Genomic DNA, 26,295 nt, shown 5'->3' with positions numbered 1-26,295 from the left:
CGCTGCCGGTACATCATCGGTTTCTGCTTCAGAATCAATCCGAAGACAGACGCCATCATATGAAATTGTACGGAACCTGATCATGAATTCGGGCCATAACCTCTGCATACATCAACAAGAATTAATCCTGCCGATCCATCCTTAAGCCTGTTCCAGAATCACATTTGTGATCGCCCACTGAGTGGACGCATCATAATCCCGCAATATAGCTTCAATTGGCAAACCCATGTGTAGCTCGAGCTTCTCCCGGAATTTCTTCTTATATAAGACAGACATGCGGAAGTCCACTTCCAGCTTTAAGCCGGGGGCCTCCCCTTCCAGGGCGTCAGAGCGCGGTGAACGTCGGTGCTTCGCGTAGAAGGTCACAATATTCTGATCAATGGTCACTCTCAGGAGAGTGGTGCCAAATCCGAACAGTTCCTTCGAAATTTCGTTATAATACTGGCACATCTTCTTCTTGCTCTCATTGCTGTCCAGTAGTTCCATGAACTCACCCACATCTCTTACTACCGTACATTCGACGTGTTAACACGATTGATTATACATAAATATACGATCATAGGCAACCCAAAAGATATAGTTAACATGAGAATAACACATAAAAGCGAACGATGAGACATTAACCGCCAAAAACAATTCGTCTTAAACCACAGTGAATTTACATTAATATGCCTGCATGTCATTCCTATACTATTGTTGCTTCTACACTCCGTTTTCATACACAGGATTCGAGGCTTTGTTTCAACTTTCCCTAAATGGGTACTAATTCCTGCGAAACATAGACAAACTTCGTCATTAACCGTTAAAATGAGACACAATGTTGACATGTTTTTATTTTCTAGAAATTGGAGGCTTATACCATGAAATGTCCAGTATGTAATCACGAAAATGGAGATGCCCATTTTTGCGAGAGGTGCGGCTCTAATCTAACGCAAACAACCTCATCACCAACTCCTGTACCGAACTCGGAATCTGCTGCTTCCGAACCCGAATATACCCGTTGGTCCAGCACGCAGGCTACCTCTTCCCAGGCATCCGTTCCATCCAACACACCATCCGTCTCCATTCACAAGGAACAGGCGAGAGAATCAACAGGTACCAATGACCATGCTTCTGCAGGAGACAATAGCTCCAATCAGTGGAATAATATTGTGCAGAATGAGAAAGTTCAGCAAGCCAAAGAAGTAAGCAAACAGTATCTATCCTATTTCCTCAGTGTATTGGCCCGTCCTTATCAGACGATGAAAACCGTTGGCGACCAGCATTCCCTAAACGGATGGCTAACAATGGCGCTAATCGCAGTTCTATCTTCTACATACTTCTTAATTACCTTTAGTCGCATAGGCATGGACGGCTTGTTCATTGGTGGATTTTTAAGACCGCTGTTGTTCACCGTCATTATCCTGATTGCCTCTATTGCACTGATGTACGCTATTCTGAAGATTGAAAAAATAACCTTCCGTCCCAAAACACTGGTTGCCCAGTTTGGTACATTGCTTGTTCCTGCTGTCGTATCCCTTGTTCTTGCGAATCTGTTTATTATCATCTCGTATTCCATCGCGATCTCATTGCTTGCTGTCTCGTATATCATTATCTTTGTTGCTCTGAATTCGGTGCTGTTCCAGTATCCACTGAATCGTACCAAAGCAGCCATCGACAGCATGTACAGCGTGCTGATCGCTAATGTGGTTGTGTTCTTTATTCTGTATCAATCGCTGGGTGAGATTATTGTTGGACTGATCAGCCTGATGCTTTCACCGTTTGGTCGTCTGTAAAATAGTTCAGTTGGAATAAAGCTATTTACACTTGTTACTTCAATGACAGAACCACCTTCCGATCGCTGTTATCTCCAGATTTTTTAATTCACTTTTACAAAGGTGAAATCTGGCGATATAGGCGAATCATGGCTTTCCCTGCTGACGCGGGGAAGGTCTTTTTTAGTTTTATAAGGCAGCGTTGCGCTAGGCATGTTTCATACACTATAATGTGTAGTGCAATGGGTATGTTCTTATTTATGTAACAAATACGAAACTAGCAACTCCCGTTAGATTCACCATTGCAGTCAACACTACATCATGTAGTGTATTAATCACTCATTTTACAAAGAAAGCAGAGGAACTCTCTATGGACATGACTCATATGAACCATATGCAAATGGAGCACGAGGCAGGTACATCCTACCTGTGGCTCATCGTAGGTGTAATCGTGTTACTGTTCTCCATCGCCACCTATATCTGGGCATCACGCACACAGGGCAGAATCCTGGGCCACATGAAAAAGAAAGAGCGGGCGGACATCCAGAAAAAAAGTCGATCCCTTCGGCTGGCTGCACATGTAATGATGGCTGTTTCGATTATTACGTTTGGCCTGTTCTTCATGCAAGGAGCAGGTAAAACATATAATGTAGCCGATCTGGAGTCCAACGCGACAATCGACGTGACGGACGATAAATATTATGGGGCAGACCATACGGAGGACCCCATTCAGTATGAGATGACAATTCCAACATCGGGGCCGCATAATCCACATGATATCAAGTTTGGATTTTACACCGACTTCCCTGGTTATAATTACCTCGTACACAATCTGGAGCATGGGGACATCATCATCTATTATCGTGAGAACGCAAGCGAGGATTTGAAGGAACATCTGAAATACCTCGCCAAATTCCGTGAAGCCGGAGCAGGTATTCTGGCTGTACCCAACAAGGATATTCCCGCAGGCAGTGAAGTCGTCGTGACCGCATGGACCAAAACGATGAAGCTCGACCAATTCGACGATGCCAAGGTGGGTACTTTTATCCATAAATATATTAATCAGGGACCTGAAAAGATTCCTGCCTCTGTTCGCCAGGGCGGCGGAACGATGTAATGACCTAATCACTCAGTTATGTGAAGCCCCTCTAATAGTAACAATGAGGTGTGTTCCAATGATGGGCATCATCAATATAGGATTGAAAAGAAACTAGCTCCCGGATCAAATTGACTCGGGGGCTAATTCTTTATGGACCGGATGCCGATATTTCAAGTAGAAAACTGTATATTTGATATACAATACATACGAGCCAAAGAAGAACAACAAGCACCAAGTAAAGAGACAAAGAGACGATTGATTTAACAGATCAAGGGGGAACAATTTTACCAATGAACAGTTTGTTTATGAGGATCTTTTTATTTTTTTCCTGTCTGATGCTGGCCGCGGGTGCGGTTCTTGGCATTACCATGTACCGTTCATCGGCTCAACTGGTCGAACAATCCATGGGGATGCAGGCACAGGCTGTGGCTGAACGGGCAGTTCAGTCCATCGACACCTCCCTGTATGCGCCACTAAGCACGGGACAAGACGAAACGGACTATTATGGTACATTACGCGAACAGCTTAGCCAGCTTCGTGAGGCCAATGGGTTGAAGTATCTGTACACGCTCGGTAAACGGCAAGAGAATGGGGCCACATCGTATTATTACGTTGTAGATGGTGCTGCTTCGGATGTGGCAGAAGATGACTTCTCGCCATACGGTTCTCCTGAAGAGAACCATTATGAAGGCATGTTGCAGGCTTTTGAGCAAAATGAACCTGTACGAGGTGATCTGACCCAAGATGAGTACGGGGCAACTATTACAGCTTATGTACCTATTCATGGAGCCAATGGGGAACTACTTGGTCTGGTTGGTGCTGACTTGGACTCCACCGCTGTCTATGAACTAATGACACGGAATCGGATGACGATGATCTGGACAGCCCTCTCCATCGTGCTACTCAGTGTCTTGCTGGTGTATGGCTTCGCCCATTACTTGACCCGTCCATTGGTGAAGCTGAAGAAGTTGATTACCGAAGTTGGAAAAGGCGACCTGACCGTCAACGTTGAACTTAGTCGCAAGGACGAGGTAGGACAACTCGCTTCGGAGTTCAAACATCTGGTTACAGGTACCCGTGATGTCATGACGGGCATCCGTCAAAGCTCCGACTCTCTGCTACAAGCTGCAGAAGGAGTATCGAAACATTCACAGGCGACTGCTGAAGCCAGCCAGCGCATTGCTGAGCATACCAATCATACGGCCAGTGGAGCTGCTGAACAGGTGGCTCGTGCTGGCGAAGTTACGGTAGCCATGGAAGAGATCACACGCAGCATGCAGCATATTGCGAATTCTTCCTCCATGGTTGCGGATGTCTCACAGGAAACGACCAATAACGCGGTGCAAGGTCAGGCCAACATCAACACGGCGATGGACAGTATGGACAAAATTCATCAAGCGAATGTGCAGATGGTGGCCTCCACCTCTCAGCTGGAGCAGTACTCAGGTAAAATTGAGTCGGTGGCACATCTGATGAAGGGTATCGCTTCACAGACCAATCTGCTCGCACTTAATGCAAGTATTGAAGCAGCTCGTGCAGGAGAGTATGGCAGCGGGTTTGCGGTGGTTGCCTCAGAGGTTCGCAAGCTTGCGGGGGAATCAGAGCAATCGTCCCAGCATGTAACCGAACTGATCGCCGAGATGACACGCCAGACTGCCCTGTTGTCAGAACATATGTCTGCCAGCACATCAGCAGTCCAATCCGGTCTCGCTGTTGTTCAGGAGGCAGGCCGTTCATTCACATCCATTCATACCGGGATTGAGACGATGAATGAACGTCTGCACGAAGTATCCGCAGCATCCGAGCAGCTGTCTGCCAGTGCAGAAGAAGTATCCGCTTCCGTGGAGGATATGGAACATATCTCACGCGAATCCTCTTCAAGTATCCAGAAGGTATCGCACGCTACCGGTAGCCAGCTGCAATCCATGGATGAGATGAGTGCATCCGCCGAATCGCTGCGGGTATTGTCCAGTGAGTTAAACGGATTGATTGGTCGATTTAAAATATAGCGGGCAGCTAGATTACTATATAAATCAGCCCAAAACAAAAAGCCGCACGGCAGGGACGGGATTATGGGGTTCAACCCCATATCCAGACCACTGCCTGCGGCTTTATTTTGTTGTACCTTTAAGGATGGCAAGCCTTACAGCTGCCTGAATTAGTAGCGCTGCGGAGCAGCTTTTTTACCCAAATCCGTCATATACGTAAAGAACGCTTCTGGATCGGTATCATACACCAGTTGTACTGGACGTCCGTCTGCTTGCTCCACCGTGCGGCCTTGGCTAGGACCATCCGGGATGACAATACAGTTTACGGTTTTTTTCTTCACGATGTCCTCGCGTCCAACGGAAGCCGTTGTCAGCACATCCCACAGATAGTATGTGGAATTTGTCTCACTGTACACCAGTGGCGGACAACCTGCGTAACAGTTACCCAGGAAATCAACGCCTTCGAAGCGACGCTCTGCTGCCCAGCGGTTACGAACGGCTGGAGTCAGAGGTACTTTGTTCGTGCTTTCCAGTGCAACCAGATCGATCTGGATGCCGCTCTGCCACACACGATAAGCCGCTTCCGGGTCCCAGAATACGTTCCATTCAGCTGTACCATCATGCTCAGGCTCTTCTACGTTACCACGCTCGAATGTACCACCCATCCATACCAGCTTGTCGATTTTCTCTTCAATGTCTGGTGCTTCGTCCAGTGCACGCGCAAGGTCAGTCAGTGGGCCTGTGAACAGGAGCAACGTTTTGCCTTCGGTATTGCGCACTTTCTCGATCAGATGCTGGTGTGCCGGAACGGCAGAAAGTGGTGCTTCCATTTTGCCGGACTCGTTCAGTACAGGAAGTGCATCTACATAGAAGGAATGCAGTCTCCACGCCGCAGGAAATGGATTTTTCCCTCTGGAGTTGGATTTGGATACCTCTACGGAATATGTACCGAAACGATCGATAATTTTACGGCTGGCATCTGTTGCTGGCTCCAGATATCCGTCTGCCGGAATAACCGATACGCCGGTTACATGTACATTGTCCATTTGCAGAAGCATGAACAGCGATACGAGGTCATCTACGCCGCCGTCATGGTTGAAATACACATTAAGTTGGTTCGTCATGCTTGCTTTCATCCTTCCCCTGGTTGTCCCATTGATGTTGATCATCCGTCTGCTCAAGGCCGACGCTCTCTCTATTATGTCCCATAACCCTTGGTTACGTAAACCTTCCCCAATCAAAGAAAACAAGGATCACACCTCATCCTGCGGATATTTTACAGTTCCACCATTCCATCTCAGGAGGACAACTGGTAGAGGTCATTATCGTTCGGAAAATAAAGAAATGGACAGCAGGCTTGAAGCCCCGCCGTCCATTTCACCCAATCCATGCATTACATGGACTGGTTCTGTTTCTCTTCATTTTTCTCAGCAATCGGCACATACTTGCCTGGCCAGAAGGCCCATTTACCCAGCAATGCGGTGATCGCCGGTACCATGAACGGGCGAACCAGGAAGGTATCCAGCATGACACCAACAGCTGTGATAATACCAAACTGCACCAACACCTGAATTGGCAATGTAGCAAGTACCGCAAATGTTCCTGCCAAGATCAGACCTGCTGATGTAATAACAGAGCTTGTCTCGCCAACACCTTCTCTAATCGCTTGACGAAGCGGCATCGTTTTGCGTTTCTGCCAGATGCTAGAGATCATGAAGATGTTGTAGTCCTCACCCAGTGCCACGAGGAACACGAAGGAATACAGCGGGATCGCTCCCTGAATGGCATCTGCGCCAAGTCCGTAATGAATGATGATCCAACCCAGACCCAGTGCAGAGAAATAAGACAGAACGACCGTTGCAATCAGATACGCCGTAGCTACAACTGAACGCAGGTATAATAGTAATAACAATGTAATCATGCCGATGACCACGGGAATAATGATCTTGGCATCCCGTTCTCCGGTTACTTCAATGTCATACTGTTCAGCCGTCTGACCATCGATCCAGACCTGACTGCCCACATTAGCTACACCAGCATCTTGAAGCGCCTGTTCCGCAGTAGCCCGCAGATCAGGAATATGCTGCATTGCCTCCATGGAATATGGATTCAGATTAAATTCCACATCAAAGGCGGTAATGTTGGCATTCTCGGCACCCTGCTGCGCATCGCCTACTTTGCTAATGTAATCCAGCGATTCGAGACGTTGCTTCAGATCAGTTTCTTTGCCTTCGGCATCAACGATCACTTTCACTGGAGCCAGCTCACCTTGGGAAAACTGTTCGCCAATGACGGTGAAACCTTCGCGGGAAGGCACATCCTCCGGGAATGAGGACAACAGATCATACGTGAATTTAACCTGAGTAGAGAATGCTGCCAGTCCTCCCAGCAATACCAACGTAATTGCAAGAACAGTCCATGGCTTTGTTACCACAACACGGCCAATCCAGCTTTCCTTGATTTTGCGCGGGGCCGGAGCCGGTTTGCCTTTTTTCTTCGCACGTTCCACTTCCATCTCATGTGTACGAGGTACGAACGGGTAGAATGAACCCCGACCGAAGATCGCAAGAAGCGCTGGAACCAGCGTCAGACTTGCAATAAACATAATAAAGATGGACAGACTGAATGGTACGGCAAAGCGATGATATGCACCATATTCAGCCAGCAACAGCACCAGTAGTGCTGCAACGACCGTGAATCCACTCATGGCAATGGCGCCAGATGATCCGGTAATTGCCTGGAAAATGGCTTTCTTTTTGTCCGGCTCATGATAGAGAATTTGGCGGTATCTTGAGATCATGAACAGGCAGTAATCCGTTCCTGCTCCAAATAACAATACAGTCATGATTGAGATCGACTGTGCGTCTACCGTAATCCAGCCCTGATCTGCCATGAATCCGAGAATGGGGCTTGTCACCATGTACGCGAATCCAACCGCAATGATCGGGATAATCGCCAATACCGGCGAGCGGTAGATTAACAGCAACAGTACTAATACCAGTACAACCGTAGCGATCAGCAAGGATACATCGGCGGAGGAGAATAGCCCGCTCGCATCAATGGATATCCCTACTGGCCCTGTCACACGGGCAATCAGTGTATTGGTATCATCTATGGCTACATCGAACGGATTTGCCCCGAAGATGTCTTGTGTTTTTTGCTCAAGTGCTTCAATAGCTTCCTTCAATTGTTCTGAATCGGCACCTTCATTGAAGAAAAGTGGCATAACCAAAGTACTTCCGTCTTCCGAAAGCTGGCCTTTCAATGCCTGTGGTGGCAATTGATAGAGTGGCACAACGGACTGTTGTTGTTCTACCGGATCTTGATCCAGTCGCTCCGTTAATGCCTGAATGTTCTGAATCTGTTCATCTGTCAGACCGCCGGCTTGACGCCATACGATCAGCGCGGGCAGTCCTTCACCACCAGGGAATTCCTTCTCGGCAAGTGCAGCTGCCTGAACCGATGGTTTGGATTCACTCAGATCCTGTGCGTTATTGGTTTCACGATCACCTACAGCAGGCCATACCATGCCAAGCACAACGGCGATAATGATCCATACCAACAGCGTAATCCATTTGCTTCGTTTGCCGGCAACCCAGCGGCCGTAACCCGAACCTTCCTGCATTGTCTCTTCATCTCCCTATTCTGTTTCTATGAAGCCCTAATATATGTGATGGTGTAGTAATGAACCACGGGTCATAGTATAATCGAGTTAATTATATATACCGGAAGGTTAATTTTGCAATGCCTAATTTTGTGAACACGTCTAACAAGCGATTAAATACGTAAAGAGGTATGTACTTATGAGCAAAAAAACAAACATTCCCCGTTCACCGGGTAGACCCAAAACTGGTGTGGATCAAGCATCTGTGCAATCCAACATATTGATGACCGCGTCACGTCTGTTTATGGAATACGGGTATGAACCCGTCTCTCTCCAGCAGATCGCTTCGTTATGTAATGTGACCAAAGCATCAATCTATTATCACTTCTCCAGCAAAGCTGATCTGTTCACCGTTGCCATCACCCGCATGATGGCGATGGGCATGCAGCAGACTTCGCTCCGTCTGGATGAACCTGGTACGTTGCAAGAACGGCTGGTTAAGGTTGCCGAAGCCAAGATGCAGCATTCCCATATTGAAACGGAGACCATGATGCGAGAAGCCGAGAAACATCTGGACACGGAGCAACTCGCCCAGATTCGGGAAGCAGAGGTTCGCATATTTGAAGTGCTAGCCACCCATTTTCAGAAGGAGATGGACAATGGTTATTTGCGGGTCGGGAACCCCATGCTGCTTGCCCATGCGTTTACGTCACTGCTCATGCTCGCGAACCGCGAAGATGTACGCAACATGAATGGCGGCAGCATCGAGGAACTTGCACCGGAACTGGTGGGGCTATTTCTGGATGGAGCGGTTAAACGGTACTAAAATATATAGCTGTATCTCAAAAGCAGTTATGCCAAAAAAACCATCGGACCGATGCAATGAACACACCTACCGATGGTTTATTTGTTGAAATCTAATCATGATTATAGGACGCTGCTCCTGAAAATTTTGAACTGATCCTGTAATTACTTACCTGTTACTTAGTCAACAGTGATATAAATAGATATATTAGGGCCATCACTACTATTCTCCGTATAGAATTTACCTTCACCCGTTGGTCTTCCGTTTTTAAACATGCCCACATAGACTAACTTACCGTTTAAGTACCCTTTACCTTTGCCGGTAATGGCTCCATTTTTAGCCTGCCCATCATAGATGATTACACCATCTTCGTACAATTTAATTTTGCCAGAATACGTGGGTACTCCTTTATCAAATGCACCAACATAGGCAATTTCTCCATATTGATATGCTTTACCTTGTCCCTGTGGCAAACCATTCTTAAACGTACCCTGATAGAACATTTCACCATATTCTGTATACCACTTACCTTGACCATGAAACGAACCATTCAAAAAATCGCCCTTATATTTAACCGTTCCATCTGGATAATATTCGGTACCCTTACCTGAAGGAAGCCATGTTTCCTTATCCACCTTACCAACATAATTAAACTTTCCATTTGGGTAATAAGTCTTTCCCTGTCCATTAGAAATATCCGAGTACAGCTTTCCATCTGCGTTATACCTTTTTCCTTCATGAGGCATTCCCGCTACAAACTTACCTTCAAAGCTCTTCTTCCCATTTGGAAAGTAGGATATTCCTTTACCATTAGGAACACCATTTTTGACTTCTCCTACATATCTGTGTTTTTCTCCAGAAAGAGTGATATAGATCTCTTTTTTCGCTGCTGAGACCTGTCCAGGTGAAGTAAACAGCGGTGTAACCAAAATTAAAAAAACAGTAAACCACTTCAAACAATTCTCTAACTTTCGCATTTCGTTAAATCCCCATTTCTATTCGTATAGAATCTATCGGCCTGCTAAGGTAAACTGATACGTCTCTTTAAGACTATGAATGTCTGGTTTACTACAACGCAGCTATGTATACAGTACAGCAAATCAAAATATGTAATTCGAGCAGAGTAATACGAATCTTCAAAAATAAGTTTCTCTTCGACTTAGCAAGCACGACAATACTTATATCGACCATTATAGCTACAAGCATGAGAAAATATGGTAAAGTGTTGTTAATTATCTATTTCCCGTTGATTAATACGATACATAACATGAATAATACTAGCCTGGAACCTATAGGAGGAAATAACCATGTCACATTCAAAACCATCCCCACGTATCCCTCGTCTGCTAGAAACGTCGCGCATATACCTGCGCCCTTTCGAGATTACAGATGTGGATACTTATTTCCCTGGACTGTTTGACGCCGAGATGCGCAGGCTGACGGGTACACAGAACAGTTTCACACGTGCTCAGGTTGAACGTTATGTTGAGAGCGCTGCACAAGATGACACCAGACTCATGCTACTTATTGCTTTACAGGAAAATGACCAGATCATCGGAGATGTCGTCCTGATGGACATGCATGCCAAGAATCGCAGTGCACATATCCGGGTTGCCATCGATCAGGCGGAGCATCAAGGAAAAGGTTACGGTAGCGAGGCGTTGCTACTTATGCTGGACTACGGCTTCGGCATCTGTAACTTGCATCGAATCGAGCTTGAGGTGTACGCCTTCAACGAGCGAGCAATTCGCACGTATGAGAAGCTTGGATTCCAGCGCGAGGGTGTGAAGCGGGATGTCTTGTTCTACAATCATCAATACCATGATGCCATTCAGATGAGCATGCTTGAGGATGAGTTCAGGCAACGTGATATGAGAGATCAGCCAGGGAATGTTTAAGTTTTCGATCAACTAAAATCAAACTAAAAAACCGGGGGATTTAATAACCCTCCCCGGTTAGAAACTTCAGATGACCCGTCAGCACCGACAGCTCGGCGGGTGTCTTCATATACAATTCGCCGTCCGTGTCAGCTGACATCGGCGCATCGGTCTTCACTTTTAACGTAGATGCCTTGAAGTATGAAATACTCTCACTCTGAGGTTGCCATTCTCCCTCTGGCTTGTGCGACAGAATCTCTCGCAGCAGCGGAATGCCTGTCTCATGAATAATGAGCACGTCCAGTTCGCCATCCTGCAACGCATCCGGTGCAAAGGGCAATGCATTTGTTCCCAGAAAACGGCCATTGGCTGCATAGATCATCACCGCTTCGCCTTCCATCTCTTTCCCATCCGCCTCCAGTTGGTAACGAAACGGCTCTGTATGACTAATTGTCTGTAAAGTGCTGATAAAATAACTGAGCTTCCCCAGCGCGCCTTTCAGATTCTCGTTAATATTCTGCGATGCATCACTGATCAAGCCAATGCCAAAAAAGTTCGTGAACACCCGATCATTAGCTCGTCCAACATCAATAGATACCACCCGACCTGCCAGCATTTCTTGTGCCGCAATCTCTGCATCCGGTGAAATGCCGAGCGAACGCGCAAAGTCATTACAGGTGCCTCCAGGCAATGTACCAATCAACGGAGGATGTTGCAGATCGGCCAGTCCATTCACGCATTCATGCACCGTGCCATCCCCACCCAGGATAAACACCACATCAAATTGCTCCCCGCGTTCACGACACACCTTCTCTCCTTCACCAGCTTCATCCGTACGCACAATGACGAGTTCATGGACAGCGGGAGCCAGCACACCAGCCACAAGGCCCACTGTATTCTCACGACTGGCCTTGCCCGAATGATGATGATGAATTAACAACGCTTTGTTAAACTCCATCCCTCTTCCTCCATTCCAATGCTTGTTACCCTTTACCCACAAAGGTTGAAGCCGTAAACAAGCCCTTCGCTACGCACTCATCATGATTCCAAATAGGTTTCCCAATCAGGTATGCATCCTAATCCTCATTCATTCGTAATAGCTATATAAGTTCAACTTAAGATTATTCACACATGCCACTCCGATGCCAGAATAACCTTCCGATCGCTGTTATCCCCAGATTTTTCTGATTTACTTTTACAAAGGTGAAAATCTGGTGATAAGCGTATGCTTCCGATGTAGCTTTCTTTCAGAAAGCTTTTAGGCCAACACTTCGCTTCTTCAGGCTATTTCTGTCCTCTACGTTCTCGTGTAAATGTATAGTTAAACTTAAATAGATAACCCTTTTATCTAACTAGCCAATTCCTTTTTTAACCAGATGTATGCATGAGAAAAAGGGTTTCTCGGCACCTTAATGTCATAAGGCTGCAAATTTTGCTGGTGAGAACCCATTCAAATTGAGTCAAAACGGTTATATCTATACCATATACGAATGGAGGGATTCCCTATGATTCCGGCAACGTTGGAACAATTGGAGCAAGTTCGCAAGGAATGCCGTACCATGGTTCGCAAAAGAGCTACCGCATCTGCCGGTACAACACTCGTTCCGCTACCCGGTACAGACGTACTGGCTGATGTGGGGATGCTGATGCAGCTGTTGCCTGCCATTAACAATAAATTCGGATTATCACAAAAACAGTTGGACGGCATGGACCCCGAGACCAAATCCATGATCTATGGATTCGTCATGTCCATCGGAAGCAAAGTCATTGGTCGTATGATCACCAAGGAATTGGTTGTCCAGGTTCTGAAAAGAGTCGGCGTACGCGTAGCCACCAAATCCGTCGCCAAATTTGTCCCATTTGCAGGACAGGGATTGGCTGCCGCACTCAGCTTCACAGCCATGCGCTATGTGGGTAACAAACATGTGGATGACTGTTATGAGGTTGTCAAACGCATGATTGAGCAGCGCGAATTAATCCCGGGTGAACCCGCTCCGTCTGCGCTGGAGGAAGCTAACAGCGACGACGTGAAGGCAGAAGTAAAGTCGGTCTCTAGCAATGACACTGATGAACCTGCGAACGATTCTAAGGATCAGTAAAATGCGGGTCATGCCCTGTTCAAACAGAGGCATACAAAGTATCTCATGACCAATCTGGATGTCCCAATCGGTGATCTTATGCCCGTGTGGTTGTATCTCGATTGGTGTACGATGAATTCAAAATATAAACAAACGGGACAAAGCAGTGTAGTTACACCGCTTCGTCCCGTTTTTATTTTTGCACGCATGGCATATGTAAGACAATTATGACTAAGGTTTATTAGAATATTTTAACGAACTCAGCACACTCTAATAGGCACAATTCCACAATACCGGCGTTCTAACGAATCATAGACACTTTATTTCCTCATTCTTCAGTTTCTTTTACCGCTTTGTGTTGCTTATCAGAGAAATAACATGTCTCAAGTTCGTTAGAGTTGGGAGTGCTTGATAATCCTCCATATAAGGTGTCTACGATTCGTTAGCATGGACGAAGGATGAACCCTCATCCTGTCTGCACCTCACGCAAACAACTGAAAGGCTGACGAGCACCACACTCCAATTACTATGCCAACGTTCCATCACATCTTATAGATCCATCGTATCCAAACGAATCCAATCTGCTCCACATTAGAATCGACTCCTCTGGATACACGACAAATAGCCGGGAGCACCCCTAAGAGTGCTCCCGGCTATTCTAGTTAGTTACAGTGTAATCAGATCGCCTGCGGTTGTTGCTCCGCAAACTGACTATTGTACAGATCGGCGTAGAAGCCCTGACTTGCCATCAATTCATCATGATTACCCTGTTCAATCACGTTACCATGATCCATAACCAGGATCAGATCGGCGCCGCGAATGGTAGACAAACGGTGTGCAATGACAAAGCTCGTGCGATCCTTCATCAGATCATTCATTGCTTTCTGGATAAATACTTCGGTCCGTGTATCCACGCTACTCGTCGCTTCATCCAGAATGAGGATAGCCGGGTTCGCCAGAATCGCTCTTGCAATGGTCAGCAATTGTTTCTGCCCTTGAGAGATGTTCGACGCCTCTTCATTCAGCACCGTATCATAACCATCAGGCAGTGTACGGATAAAGTGATCCGCATGTGCCGCAACGGCTGCCTTGATTACATCGTCTTCCGTAGAACCTTCTCGACCATAGGCGATGTTGTCCCGAATCGTTCCGTTGAACAACCAGGTATCCTGAAGCACCATGCCGAACAGACTGCGCAGCTTACCACGCTCCATGTCCTTAATGTCTGCACCGTCAATCGTAATCCGACCATCCTGAATTTCGTAGAAACGCATTAACAGGTTGATCAGGGTGGTTTTACCGGCTCCCGTTGGTCCAACAATGGCTACCGTCTGTCCCGGTTTTACATCAATATTCATGTTATGAATGAGCAGTTCATTTTCTTTATATCCAAAATTAACACCTTGGAATGCAACCGCACCTTTAGGCTGCTGTAATTGCACGGGTTGTTTGGACTCCGGAACTTCTTCCTCTTCATCCAGCAACTCGAATACCCGTTCTGCCGAAGCAATCGTCGATTGAATAATATTCGAGATATTTGCAATCTGGTTAATCGGTTGTGTAAATTGACGGGAATATTGTGTGAAGGCCAGAATATCCCCAATAGAGATAGAACCACGTGTAACGAAGATCCCACCGACCACACAGATCAGTACATAACCCAAGTTACCCACAAAACTCATGAGCGGCATAATAATACCGGAGATAAACTGGGCTTTCCAGCCAGATTCATACAATTCTTCATTGACCTTCTCAAATTGCTGTACGGATTGTTCTTCGCGTCCAAATGCTTTGACGACCTTGTGTCCCGTGTACATCTCTTCGACATGACCATTCAGTTCCCCAAGGGATTTCTGTTGACCCGCAAAGTGTTTTTGCGAACGAGATGCAACCAGCATGACAACAACTACACTGAGTGGCAACGTCAAAATCGTGATCAGCGTCATCCATGGACTAATCGTCAGCATCATGATAATTACGCCGACAATTGTGACGATGGACGTAATGAACTGTGCCAAACTTTGCTGAAGTGTATTACTGATATTGTCCACGTCATTCGTGGCACGGCTAAGTGTCTCCCCAGTTGTGCGGGAGTCAAAATATTTCAAAGGAAGACGTCCAACCTTCGCACTGATCTGCTCACGCATGTCATACACAACACGTTGGGCCACACCGGCCATCAGGTATTGCTGAACATACATAAATGCAGCACTGAACAGATAGAGTCCGCCAAGCAGGTATAATACTTTTATCAATGCAGGAAAATCAATCCCGGCTCCCTGTACACCCTGAAGGATGGCAATGGCGCCTTTACTGAGAATATCCGTTCCTTCGGCCATAACTTTTGGACTGATGATGCTGAATACGGTACTCAAAATGGCTGCAACCAGCACACCTAGCAGACGAGAACTATGGGGCTGGAGATAACGAATCAAGCGACGCAGTGTGCCTTTGAAATCTTTTGCTTTCTCAGCGGGAGGTCGCATGCCCATTCCGGGACCTGGACCCGGCCCACCATGGGGACGAGGCGACTTACGTTCTGTACGTTCACTCATGCGATCTCCTCCTCTGTCAGCTGGGAGGATACAATCTCGCGATACACTTCATTGTGCTCCAGCAGCTCTTTATGTGTTCCTGAACCGACAATTCGGCCCTCATCCATAACCAGAATGCGATCAGCATCCATTACTGTACTTACGCGTTGCGCAACAATCAGCACAGCCGCTTCTGTCGTTTCGGACTTCAGCGCAGCACGAAGTTTAGCATCCGTTTTGAAATCGAGAGCAGAGAAACTGTCATCAAAGATATACACTTCCGGACGGCGAACAAGTGCGCGAGCGATGGACAGACGTTGCTTTTGTCCACCAGACACGTTGTTACCACCTTGTGCGATAAGGCTGTCATATCCCTCTTTCATCTCGGTAATGAAGTTCTCCGCCTGAGCTGTACGGGCAGCATGAACAACTTCATCCATTGTGGCATCGTCTTTCCCGTGGCGGATATTCTCCGTAATCGTACCCGTGAAGAGGACTGCCTTTTGTGGTACAAAGCCAATTTTGGCACGAAGATCTTCCTGCCGAATTTCACGCACATCCGTACCATTTACCCGAACACTGCCTTCCGTCACATCATAAAATCGTGGAATAAGGCTGAGCAATGTCGATTTCCCAGAACCCGTACCGCCTATGATGGCTGTTGTCTCACCTGAGCGAGCAGTGAAGGAGATATCGGACAAAGCTGGATTCTCTGCGCCAGGATAACGGAAAGTTACATTGTCAAACTCAATCATACCCTGCATGGATTTCATACCACGAGGCTGCTCGGGATTGCTAAGATCCGGCTGCATATCAAGCACTTCGTTAATCCGTTCTGCCGATGCTGAAGCTCTTGGAATCATGACAAAGATCATCGAAACCATAATAAGTGAGAACATGATCTGCATTGCATATTGGATGAAGGCAATCAATGCACCGATGTTCATATTACCAGTGTCGATCCGCATTCCACCAAAATAAAGGATGGCAATCATCGAAAAGTTCATAACCAGCATCATCACAGGCATGATGGTCGCCATGAGCACATTAACTTTGATCGATGAATCTCTCAGTTCTGTATTGGCCCCGTTAAAGCGCACTTTCTCATGCTCCCCACGGTTAAAGGAACGAACAACCCGAATCCCTGTTAACTGCTCACGCAGCACCAGGTTGAGTCGGTCCAGCTTTTTCTGAATGGTTTTGAACAAAGGTAAACCCTTGGCACCAATCAGCGCAATTGCTCCACCGAGTACCGGAAGCACGACCAGGAAAATCGTAGATAATTTGGCGTCCTGAGATACCGCCATGAAGATACCCCCGATACACATGAGCGGAGCCATAATCATCATGCGCAGCATCATTGTAAGTACATTCTGTACCTGTGTGATGTCATTCGTCGTACGCGTAATCAGCGAAGCAGTACCCATCTTATCGAACTCTTGGAGAGAGAAGTTCTCCACATGGCGGAATACTCTGCTACGCAATTGTTTGGCAAATCCGCCAGCTGTTCGAGATGAGAGATAACTGGCAATCACCGAACACGCTGTTCCGCCAATCGCGATGACCAACATCCATCCACCAATCTGCCAGATATACGGGATATCCCCTTTAATGATGCCGTCATTCACAATATCTGCCATTAACGTAGGCAGGTACAATTCAGCAAGCGACTGAAACAGTACCAACACCAGAATAAAAATAATCGGAATTTGGTATGGCTTCAGCATGCGAAACAGTTTCATCATGGCTTATCATCTCCTCTTGTCGAATCATCCTTTTGCAAGGAAGTTAATGTATCAAAAAAGGTGTATACCTTTGTCAACAACTCAGCCAGCTGAGTACTGTCTTGCTCACCCAAATGCTCAACTAACTTATTGAATATTTCCATGCGTTCTTGGTGAGCAGCCCGAATAATTTCACGACCTGCTTCAGTAATCGTGATGCGGACAGCACGGCGATCCTCCGGGTCCATCGTCCGTTTGACCAGCCCCTCATCTTCAAGGCCACGAATAACAGGTGTAATGGTCGGTGACTTCACTCGTAGCAATGCGCTGATTTCCGAGACTTTCATCCCGGGGTGATTGGATTCGATCGTGTCATTGAAATCAGGCGGATTGTCCTGCCAGTTCAATTGTTCTCCCGGATGCATCCCGTGGAGTAAACAACCCAGCACCATAATTTCATTGTGATTGCGCCCATGAGGTTTATGTTGCCTCCATTTGCCTTTATTAAACTGCATAATGGAGTACAAAAGCTTCTGAGCGACCGGATCTATACCAGTCATAATGGGTCCCTCCTTCTTTCTTTATCATTCCATAGACATCCAACATCATAGGACATCTATTAAATAGTAATGCAATTAAATAGATGCACAATTAATTAGGTGTACTAAGTATATTATCTCAAGAAGCCATTGTCAAACATCTAAAAATAACCAACATAAACCCATAACCAAGAGCATACACGCGCTTGATTATGGGTTTTGTCATATGGCCTCCATTGGAGTCCACTATAGTTATTATGTACAATTCCATGAATTCAACTTATAAAGAAACTCCCGTTCATTACTCCGGTGGATGATGGCCCGGAGGTAAGGAAGGGGAGCATTTTATTACGATTGAAAAGTAGACACAAAAGAATCTTCTTATTGCATAAATTGCATGATTAGGTGCCTTTGTTACTCATCAGGACTGTGAAGCAGAGACTGTTTTAGGCACTGAGGCAAACGGGAAATACTCTTTTGCATTGTTGTAGGCAATACCCTGTACGATCTGACCGAGCAGCTCCATATCCTGCGGTGCCTCCCCTTGTTCGGCCCATTCACCGATGAGGTTGCAGACGAGACGACGGAAATACTCATGCCGGGTGTAGGACAGGAAGCTGCGTGAATCGGTCAGCATGCCAACAAAACGGCTGAGCAGACCAACATTCGCCAGGGCTTTCATCTGAGTGAGCATGCCATCCTTCGTATCATTGAACCACCAGGCGGCACCAAGCTGGATTTTGCCCGGAATACCCCCGCCCTGGAAGCTGCCGATAATCGCCGCGAGCACTTCATTGTCCCGTGGATTCAGAGAATACAGAATCGTTTTGGGCAGTGCTTGTTGCTGCTCCAACGCGTCGAGCAATCCAATCATCGCTGCGGAAAGCGGCGTATCATTCACGGCATCGTAACCAGTATCCGGCCCAAGTTTGGCAAACATCCGTGTGTTGTTGTTACGGGCTGCATTAATGTGGAACTGCATCACCCAGCCCCGATCTGCATACAGTTTGCCAAGGAACGTCAGCGTTACCGTCTTGTACTTGTCCTCTTCCTCACGAGTTACCTTCTGACCCGCAAGTACCTTTGCAAAGATGGCAGCTGCTTCTTCGCGTGTAGCCACGCCGTAAGGAACATAATCAAGTGCATGGTCAGAGACTCTGCCGCCGACGGAATGGAAAAATTCCACACGTGACTCCAGCGCAGCAAGGAAGGATTCATAATCTGAAATGGCAGTGCCAGATGCCTGCGACAGCTTGCCCACCCATCCCACGAAGGTATCCCGGTTCAATTCCAAGCCTTTATCCGGGCGGAAAGAAGGTAATACCGCCGTATCAAAGCCTTCGATTTCCTGAATTTTCAGATGATACTCCAGAGAATCCGTTGGATCATCGGTTGTGCACACAACAGTGACATTGGATTTGGTAATCAGATCGCGTGCACCGAATCCGTCACTGTTCAGTTTGGCATTTACTTTTTCCCAGATGGCCGGTGCGCTTGTCTCATTCAATACTTCGTAGACGCCGAAATATCGCTGTAATTCCAGATGAGACCAGGCGTACAGCGGATTACCAATCATCATCGGTACCGTTTTGGCATAAGCCATGAAACGATCGTAATCGGTTACTCCCTCGCCGCCGGTCACATATTGCTCTTCAATTCCGTTTGCGCGCATGAGCCGCCACTTATAGTGATCACCGTATAACCAAGCCTCTGTAAGATTGCCAAAGGTTTTGTTCTCGTAGATCTCCTGAGGACTGAGGTGGCAATGATAATCAATAATCGGCATGTCTTTGGCATAATCCTCATATAACTTGATCGCCGTTTCATTGTGCAGCAAAAATTGTTCATCCAGAAAAGATTTCATTCGCCTCGCACGCTCCCTTTAGGTGAGTTTACGTTCATATGGGTTCACTTCCCATCTTTACGCTACACTGTTTATCATCAAAGTTCAATATAAAATGATAGCGTTATCAAAAAAGGTTGATTTAGGCATATATTCGGGAACAAGGTATACTGGATTTAACGCAAGGATGCTGATCTGAAGATCACACAAGGAGATGAAATGAATTGAAAGTTACTTTTCTCGGCACTGGAGATATGTTCAGCGTGGAGCAGCACCACAATAGTATGTTGGCTGAATTCGAAGACACGCATCTGGTCATTGATTTTCCAGAATCAAATGCTAAAGCACTCAAGGAATATGGATTCGCCATGACCGATATCCACAATGTGTTCATTACCCATTTGCATGAAGATCATATTAACGGTGTACAAATGCTGGGTTATTACGCACAGATCGTAGGCGACCGCAAACCCCGTCTGTTCATCCACGAACAATTGGTAGATCCGCTCTGGAACATTCTATCCCCCGGCATGCGCTACACAACGGATGGTGAACGTACCATGAGCGATTACTACGATGTCGTTCCCCTGCCAGATGGAGGCACATTCGAACTGGGCGGCGTGACGTTTGAGACGTTTCGGACACAGCATGTTCCCGGTATGGTCAGCAATGGGCTACTCGCCAAGCCTTACTTCTATTACAGTGCTGACAGTACACTCGACCAGGAACGTGTGGAGCAAGTTGCCGCTGATGTGCAGCTGATTTTCCATGAATGTCATATGCACGATCTGGTCATCAAATCCCATACCTCATTGAAGGATCTGGAGCAGTTACCCGCGGAAGTGAGACAGAAAACCGTACTGATGCATTATCATGATCAATACGCGGATGCGGACAGACGGGATCAGTTCAACCGCGAGCATAATCTGCGAATGGTTGGCACGTTGGAATCATTTGAACTGGAGTAGGTAAAACCACAAACCTGAGAAGCCTGGAGCATTTTCAATGGAACGAAGTGAGTTCAATCGAATGTGGGATACGATGAATCAGTATTTTGAAAAGTAATAACCTTACTATCTCAAATAGATAACCGGCAGCGTCTACTCAGATTCCTCATACGGAACTGGTGGGCGTTGCTTTTTCCTATTTTTCTTTCTCCCATGACTTCATATGCTCAATTGTCCTCGGAGAGGGCTCGGCATGGATGTGAAAATAATCTTCCGTTCGCTGATCATTTGGGCCATAGGAAATTTTGATATACATATCTGCATAACGCTGGAGGATATTGCTGTCGATCTCCGCCTTGGGCTTCAAGACGTAACTTCTGCTCAAACTCAATCCAAGCGGTTCCTTGTCAGACTCTAAACTAATCTCGTGTGTATTGCTCACATTGGAATGAAATAACGCTCCGGCATCTATTCGATTTATCATGTTGGGATCGAGGGTGAAGGACTGAATGACATTAACCATGGGCACCCGAGCCTCATTCACCAAAATCTCATAAGTAATCCGATCAACTCCGGATTCATGACTCACATCCACCGTTGCTGTCAAATTATAATCATCTGGCGAGTTCGTCTGAAAAGACTCAAGGTTCTTCGTAACCCGCTCATTCAAATCTCTTCGCTCCGAATTCAACGTATACTCATCGGTTCGCTTCGGTTCACCCGCTGGCCCCTGGTTTGGTCCCAAACTGCAAGCCCCCAGACACACGGCTATTACACATAGGTACATGACTAACGGGAAGAAACGGTTCATCTCTCTTTTGGGACTCATGCCGCCCCTCCTCTTCTCCAATCTTCTGCAAAGAATATCGCTTATTACGTTCTCTCATTTTGTTTTCTAACACTCCATATTTGGATTATTGTACCATGTATTAAGATGTGGGACCGAACTGTTTCTTTCTCATTTCATGTTTTTAATTGTAGCAATAATTCGTTTGCGTATGGCGGCGACACTTAACCCACGTTAAGCTAACGAATCTGAGAGACCTTATTCGGCTGAAATCATAGTTACCAGTATTCTAACGAATCTCAAACGCGTTAATCAGGTGATGTTGCTCCAATTGGCGCTATTTCATTCGTTTTTGAGAGTAATAAGGTTACTGAGATTCGTTAGAATTCCAATAACGCTAATTCAGTGCAAATAAGGTGCCCTCGGTTCGTTAGGATGGAGTTTTAGTTGAACCTAGATAAATGCAAAAAACCACCTGGACACAGGTATACTCGCTCTCCTGTTCAGATGGTTTAACGATAACGATCTATCTATATACTGTTTTCATATCAATCCGTGTACCTTTTCTTATCCTGCCTGGCACATGCCGTTACTCAGCGTCAGCGCAGTCCTCATTCTGTTCCGGAAGGGCCCATACCGAGACGCCTCCACCGCACACATGGAAGGTGGCCCAGCCGTCTTCCTCAATGGTAATCTGATCATCACAGCTCTTCGTCAGATCCACCCAAACCTCACCAGCACGATGCTCTCCAATGAACATTCTCTTCTCACCGTCATCCCCGTTGGAGATGACCACTGCACAACCGGAACCTTCGATTTCCTCTACGCCACGACGTACCCAGCCAATCGTATTGGCGTGATCGAAGTAATCTTCTTGCTCTCCATACGCCTTGTTGCAACGGGCTGACAGCAGAATGTCCAGAATTTCTTTTTTGCCATCCACAGGTTCAGGACCACCAATGCCATAATAATCTCCGTAAAATACAACCGGATAACCATCGCGACGTAATAGTGTCAACGCATAAGCACTCGGCTTAAACCAGTCTCCAATCCATGATTCCAACGCTTCATGAGGTTGTGAGTCATGGTTATCTACGAAGGTTACCGCATGTGTGGGATGGGTCTGCACCAAGGTGTCATCAAAAATTTTGGAGAGATCAAAGTCTCTACCTGCAAGCGAAGCCTCATGCAACTTGTAGTGAAGAGACACGTCAAACAGGTCGATCTGATAGTCTACCGTATCGAGGAATTCACGACATGCATCCAGGTTTGAATTCCAGAACTCGCCTACGATGTAGAAATCCTGACCGCGTTTGCGGATCATCTCCGCTGCGAATTCCTTAATGAATTCATGGTTGATATGCTTAATCGCATCCAGCCGGAACCCACCACACTGGAGGGTATCGATCAGCCATTTCCCCCAATCGATCATCTCGCGCCGAACATCCGGGTGGTTATAATCTATATTGGCGAACATCAGATAGTCATAGTTACCAAACTCATCATCGACATTCTCATTCCATTTTTTATTCTCTCCCGCGATGCGGAATACACCTGTTCGTTCTCCCTTGGCATCAAAGTCCGTGCCGTTGAAGTGTTCAGAGTTCCATTTAAAAGAGGAGTATTGATCCCCGCGACCCGGGAATGTGAATTTGGTCCAGCCCTCAATCTCAAACGGCTCAGAAATTTCCTTCGTTCGATCATTGGGATCAACCTCGATCACTTTGAACACTTCCGTCTCATCTGCTCCGGCCTTGTGATTCATAACCAGATCCACATAGACGGCAATGCCGTTCTTCTGACACTCAGCAATGGCCTCTATCAGTTCCTGCTTGGTGCCGTATTTGGTACGCACGGTACCCTTTTGGTCAAATTCACCCAAATCATACAGATCATATACACCATAACCTGTATCCTCAGCTGATACGGCTTTGGTCACAGGAGGCACCCATACCGTATCAATGCCTTTGGCTTTCAATTCCGGGGCCATTTCAGCCAGTCGCTTCCAATGATCTCCGTCTGCAGCCAGGTGCCATTCAAAAAACTGCATCATGGTATGATTTCTCTTCATTATAACCGACCTCCTTGATTGCTTTCGAAGCGGACCGCGGAACGGATAGGGTAATCGCCGTTGTTCGTTCGTTGCTAACCAAGTTATAACCCTTTCACCCTACCCTTCAATCATATAAAGGAAAGAAATCTGAGAAAAATGTTAAACTTCTTGGTTCAGCATTTGCCTGATTCCATTGAAAATTACTGTGGAGATGCATCATATTCAAATTCGTTTATAGTCCCGCCACTCCTCGGGCAGCAGGGAACGATACGGTTCTTGGATAAAACGATCGTCGACCAGCACCAACACGCCCCTGTCTTCCTCTGTCCGAATCAGCCTTCCTCCTGCCTGTAGCACCTTGTTCATACCGGGGAAAATATAGGCATAATTGAACCCGTTGCGGCCTGTACGGTCATAATAATCACGAAGCACATTGTTCTCCAGACCAATCTGCGGCAACCCCGCACCTACCACAACGACGCCATTCAAGCGGTCTCCCGGCAGATCGACACCCTCAGAGAATACGCCACCCATGACAGCAAATACCAAGCGTGTTCGTTCAGGATTCGGCTGAAATCCATCCAAAAACTGCTCCCGTTCCAGTTCGTTCATGCCCTGCTTCTGTATGACCGTATCCGCTTCATTCGGAAGCTGTGCATAGGTTTCATATATCTCGCGCATATAAGGGTAGGAAGGGAAGAAGACCATCAGATTGCTGCGCGGCCATTCACTTACCAGCTGTTGCAGCATCTCTGCAATGGGGCGCCGGGATTGCTCCCGGTCCTTATATCGCACAGATAAGGGCAGAAGCCTTACATCCAGCTGTTCACGCTGAAATGGCGATGGAATCTGCAATGTATAATCCTCTTCCTCTGCACCCAGCATATCCCGATAATAGCGAAGGGGTGACAATGTGGCTGAGAAATGAATGAGGGAGCGGAATCCTTTGGCCGTCTGACGAAGCAGTACCGAAGGATCGAGACAGAATAACTTCACTCTCACTTCACTTCGAACACACTCTGCATACGTAATAAAACGTTCATCATACAGCTTGGCAATACGCAGGAAATTCTGTGCCGTGAAGTAGGCATCCAACAGCAACTGATCCGTCTCGGCATTCCCTGAACCACCTTCAACAAGACATTGCTCCGCAACCATGACAAAAGGCTCCAGTCGTTCAATCAGTTCCTCCGGTGCTTCCTGCTGGATGATCTTTCCTTCTTCTCCACCGTTTTTCCGAAGGGTAATCAGATACTTATCAATGGCCCCGGTGTAGTCAACAATGGCTTTGGCAGCAGGCACACTGCTGTCCAGCGACTGGAACTCTCTTTTCACATCCAGAAATACTGCCTTCTCCAGCTCAGCGGAAAACATCATTCGGCCACGATCGACCAGATTATGAGCCTCGTCCACCAATAACACCGTCTTGCGTTTCTGCTCCTCCAACATTCTTTTCAGAGAGATCCTCGGATCGAAAATATAGTTATAATCGCAGATCACCGCATCGGCTGCATACGCCGCATCCAGTGAAAACTCAAACGGGCACACCCGATGTTTGCGCGCATACTGCTCGATGACCGGACGTGTCATCAACGTCTCATGTTCCAGCATGTCCAGCACGGCCCCGTTAATACGGTCATAATATCCTTCACACATGCCGCACTGCCCCTTATCACAAGCTTCCTCTTCCTTAAAACATATCTTGTCCTTCGCGGTCAGACTGATCACATGCATCTTCAATCCTTCCGATTGCATCCGGGCAAAAGCTTCTTCTGCCGCCACCCGTGTCGTCGTCCTTGCGGTCAGATAGAACAATCGGCTCGCTTCGCCTTCGCCAATCGCTTTGACTGTGGGGAACAGCACGGACATCGTTTTACCAATGCCTGTTGGTGCTTTCGCCATCAATCCCTGACCCTCACGGATTGTCTTGTATACGGCTCCTGCCAGCTTCCGCTGTCCCTCCCTGTATTTGCGAAAAGGAAACGGTAGCTCTTTCACACTGATATCACGCTTTTCTTCATATGCAGCGATCATCTCTGCATATGGCGCATAACCGGCAATCACTTCTGCCGCAAACTGCTCAAGTTCCTGCCGTTCTGCCATTCGGCGAAACCGTCTTTCTTCATGGGTTACCGAATGCACATACGTCAACTGCACTTGCATGCGTGGTTCATCTTGCTGAACGGCGTACATGTAGGCATACATCATGGCCTGCGCCCAGTGCACTGGAAGACCTTCTCCCAGATCATCCAGATTGCCCGCAGTTGATTTGATCTCATCCACCGTCAACTGACCCTCCAACCGGATCAGGCCATCACATCGTCCCTCCACCACATAGGTCAGATCCCCATGTTGAATCTCAGCTTCGAGCACAATCTCTTTCAGATCCTCTTCCGTGTACTCCTTCTGTACCCGCTGATGGATTCGAGTTCCCTCCTGCATCGATGCGTTGGTCCGGAACCCTGGACGTATGCTGCCACTGCGGTACACATACTCCACCAAAGGTCTAACCGATATCCGAATTGTTGTTGTCATACGATCACCCGTTCTGTTTGTAGTGACTATACTTTATCATGAAATATGCTTTTGGACACAGCACCACCTCGAAGAAGTGGAAAATATTATAAAGAGAGATTGACATTCCATCGTCGCATAAGTAAAGT

General features: G+C 46.9%; 19 protein-coding genes. 7 read left to right on the top strand and 12 right to left on the bottom strand.

Features of this window, described 5'->3' with window-relative positions; translation table 11 throughout:
- Positions 1-141: 141 nt before the first annotated feature.
- A complete protein-coding gene (locus PAEAM_RS16570; protein WP_100528288.1) occupies positions 142-486 on the bottom strand; it encodes a Na-translocating system protein MpsC family protein in 345 nt (114 codons plus the stop codon).
- Between the two features lie 374 nt (positions 487-860).
- On the opposite strand from PAEAM_RS16570, the gene PAEAM_RS16565 reads away from it, so the two are divergent.
- From PAEAM_RS16565 to PAEAM_RS16555, 3 genes are all read left to right on the top strand, one after another.
- Complete coding sequence (locus PAEAM_RS16565; RefSeq protein ID WP_100528287.1) at positions 861-1,775, top strand: zinc ribbon domain-containing protein; 915 nt, start codon at positions 861-863, stop codon at positions 1,773-1,775.
- A gap of 364 nt (positions 1,776-2,139) precedes the next feature.
- On the top strand, positions 2,140-2,871 hold the full coding sequence (locus PAEAM_RS16560; protein WP_165789949.1) for a DUF3105 domain-containing protein: 732 nt from the start codon (positions 2,140-2,142) through the stop codon (positions 2,869-2,871).
- 272 nt (positions 2,872-3,143) lie between these two features.
- The gene (locus PAEAM_RS16555) at positions 3,144-4,862 is read left to right on the top strand and encodes a methyl-accepting chemotaxis protein (RefSeq protein WP_100528285.1); all 1,719 of its coding nucleotides are present in this window, start codon (positions 3,144-3,146) and stop codon (positions 4,860-4,862) included.
- Between the two features lie 149 nt (positions 4,863-5,011).
- Here the strand turns inward: PAEAM_RS16555 and PAEAM_RS16550 are convergent, their stop codons facing one another.
- Positions 5,012-5,965 (bottom strand): nucleoside hydrolase, encoded by a 954-nt coding sequence (locus tag PAEAM_RS16550; protein ID WP_017691781.1) that lies wholly within the window; start codon positions 5,963-5,965, stop codon positions 5,012-5,014.
- 269 nt (positions 5,966-6,234) lie between these two features.
- A complete protein-coding gene (locus tag PAEAM_RS16545; RefSeq protein WP_100528284.1) occupies positions 6,235-8,466 on the bottom strand; it encodes an MMPL family transporter in 2,232 nt (743 codons plus the stop codon).
- 178 nt (positions 8,467-8,644) lie between these two features.
- Here PAEAM_RS16545 and PAEAM_RS16540 point away from each other — a divergent pair, with 178 nt between their 5' ends.
- Positions 8,645-9,271 (top strand): TetR/AcrR family transcriptional regulator, encoded by a 627-nt coding sequence (locus PAEAM_RS16540; protein WP_100528283.1) that lies wholly within the window; start codon positions 8,645-8,647, stop codon positions 9,269-9,271.
- Positions 9,272-9,429: 158 nt separating this feature from the next.
- Here the strand turns inward: PAEAM_RS16540 and PAEAM_RS16535 are convergent, their stop codons facing one another.
- Positions 9,430-10,227: an MORN repeat-containing protein gene (locus tag PAEAM_RS16535; RefSeq protein WP_100528282.1), complete on the bottom strand. Its 798-nt coding sequence runs from the start codon at positions 10,225-10,227 to the stop codon at positions 9,430-9,432.
- Between the two features lie 330 nt (positions 10,228-10,557).
- On the opposite strand from PAEAM_RS16535, the gene PAEAM_RS16530 reads away from it, so the two are divergent.
- Positions 10,558-11,148: a GNAT family N-acetyltransferase gene (locus tag PAEAM_RS16530; RefSeq protein ID WP_100528281.1), complete on the top strand. Its 591-nt coding sequence runs from the start codon at positions 10,558-10,560 to the stop codon at positions 11,146-11,148.
- A 40-nt stretch (positions 11,149-11,188) separates the two neighbouring features.
- Here PAEAM_RS16530 and PAEAM_RS16525 read toward each other — a convergent pair whose 3' ends face one another.
- The gene (locus PAEAM_RS16525; protein ID WP_100528280.1) at positions 11,189-12,085 is read right to left on the bottom strand and encodes a diacylglycerol/lipid kinase family protein; all 897 of its coding nucleotides are present in this window, start codon (positions 12,083-12,085) and stop codon (positions 11,189-11,191) included.
- A 547-nt stretch (positions 12,086-12,632) separates the two neighbouring features.
- Here PAEAM_RS16525 and PAEAM_RS16520 point away from each other — a divergent pair.
- Positions 12,633-13,226 carry a hypothetical protein gene (locus PAEAM_RS16520; protein WP_036667883.1) on the top strand — a complete coding sequence of 198 codons (594 nt, stop codon included), beginning with the start codon at positions 12,633-12,635 and terminating at the stop codon, positions 13,224-13,226.
- Positions 13,227-13,882: 656 nt separating this feature from the next.
- Here the strand turns inward: PAEAM_RS16520 and PAEAM_RS16515 are convergent.
- From PAEAM_RS16515 to uxaC, 4 genes are all read right to left on the bottom strand, one after another.
- Positions 13,883-15,760, bottom strand: coding sequence for an ABC transporter ATP-binding protein (locus PAEAM_RS16515; protein WP_076253716.1), 1,878 nt, complete (start codon positions 15,758-15,760; stop codon positions 13,883-13,885).
- A complete protein-coding gene (locus tag PAEAM_RS16510) occupies positions 15,757-17,484 on the bottom strand; it encodes an ABC transporter ATP-binding protein (RefSeq protein ID WP_076253717.1) in 1,728 nt (575 codons plus the stop codon). Before PAEAM_RS16510 ends, PAEAM_RS16515 begins: the two co-directional genes overlap by 4 nt.
- Entirely contained in the window at positions 17,481-18,023 is a 543-nt protein-coding gene (locus tag PAEAM_RS16505) for a MarR family winged helix-turn-helix transcriptional regulator (protein ID WP_036612904.1), read from the bottom strand. Before PAEAM_RS16505 ends, PAEAM_RS16510 begins: the two co-directional genes overlap by 4 nt.
- Positions 18,024-18,423: 400 nt before the next feature.
- Positions 18,424-19,866, bottom strand: coding sequence for a glucuronate isomerase (gene uxaC, locus PAEAM_RS16500; RefSeq protein ID WP_100528279.1), 1,443 nt, complete (start codon positions 19,864-19,866; stop codon positions 18,424-18,426).
- 203 nt (positions 19,867-20,069) lie between these two features.
- Between uxaC and PAEAM_RS16495 the strand changes: the two genes are divergently transcribed.
- On the top strand, positions 20,070-20,813 hold the full coding sequence (locus PAEAM_RS16495) for an MBL fold metallo-hydrolase (protein WP_100528278.1): 744 nt from the start codon (positions 20,070-20,072) through the stop codon (positions 20,811-20,813).
- Between the two features lie 175 nt (positions 20,814-20,988).
- Here PAEAM_RS16495 and PAEAM_RS16490 read toward each other — a convergent pair whose 3' ends face one another.
- From PAEAM_RS16490 to PAEAM_RS16480, 3 genes are all read right to left on the bottom strand, one after another.
- Complete coding sequence (locus PAEAM_RS16490) at positions 20,989-21,621, bottom strand: hypothetical protein (RefSeq protein ID WP_133120453.1); 633 nt, start codon at positions 21,619-21,621, stop codon at positions 20,989-20,991.
- A gap of 547 nt (positions 21,622-22,168) precedes the next feature.
- Positions 22,169-23,650, bottom strand: a complete 1,482-nt coding sequence (locus PAEAM_RS16485; protein WP_076253720.1) for an alpha-amylase — start codon at positions 23,648-23,650, stop codon at positions 22,169-22,171.
- A 204-nt stretch (positions 23,651-23,854) separates the two neighbouring features.
- Positions 23,855-26,167 (bottom strand): ATP-dependent DNA helicase, encoded by a 2,313-nt coding sequence (locus tag PAEAM_RS16480; RefSeq protein WP_100528276.1) that lies wholly within the window; start codon positions 26,165-26,167, stop codon positions 23,855-23,857.
- Positions 26,168-26,295 lie beyond the last annotated feature (128 nt).

Source organism: Paenibacillus sp. GM1FR, from assembly GCF_002803315.1.
GTDB classification, from domain to species: domain Bacteria; phylum Bacillota; class Bacilli; order Paenibacillales; family Paenibacillaceae; genus Paenibacillus; species Paenibacillus amylolyticus.
Note: the sequence above shows the minus strand (reverse complement) of the source record. Positions and strands in the feature narration are given on the sequence as shown.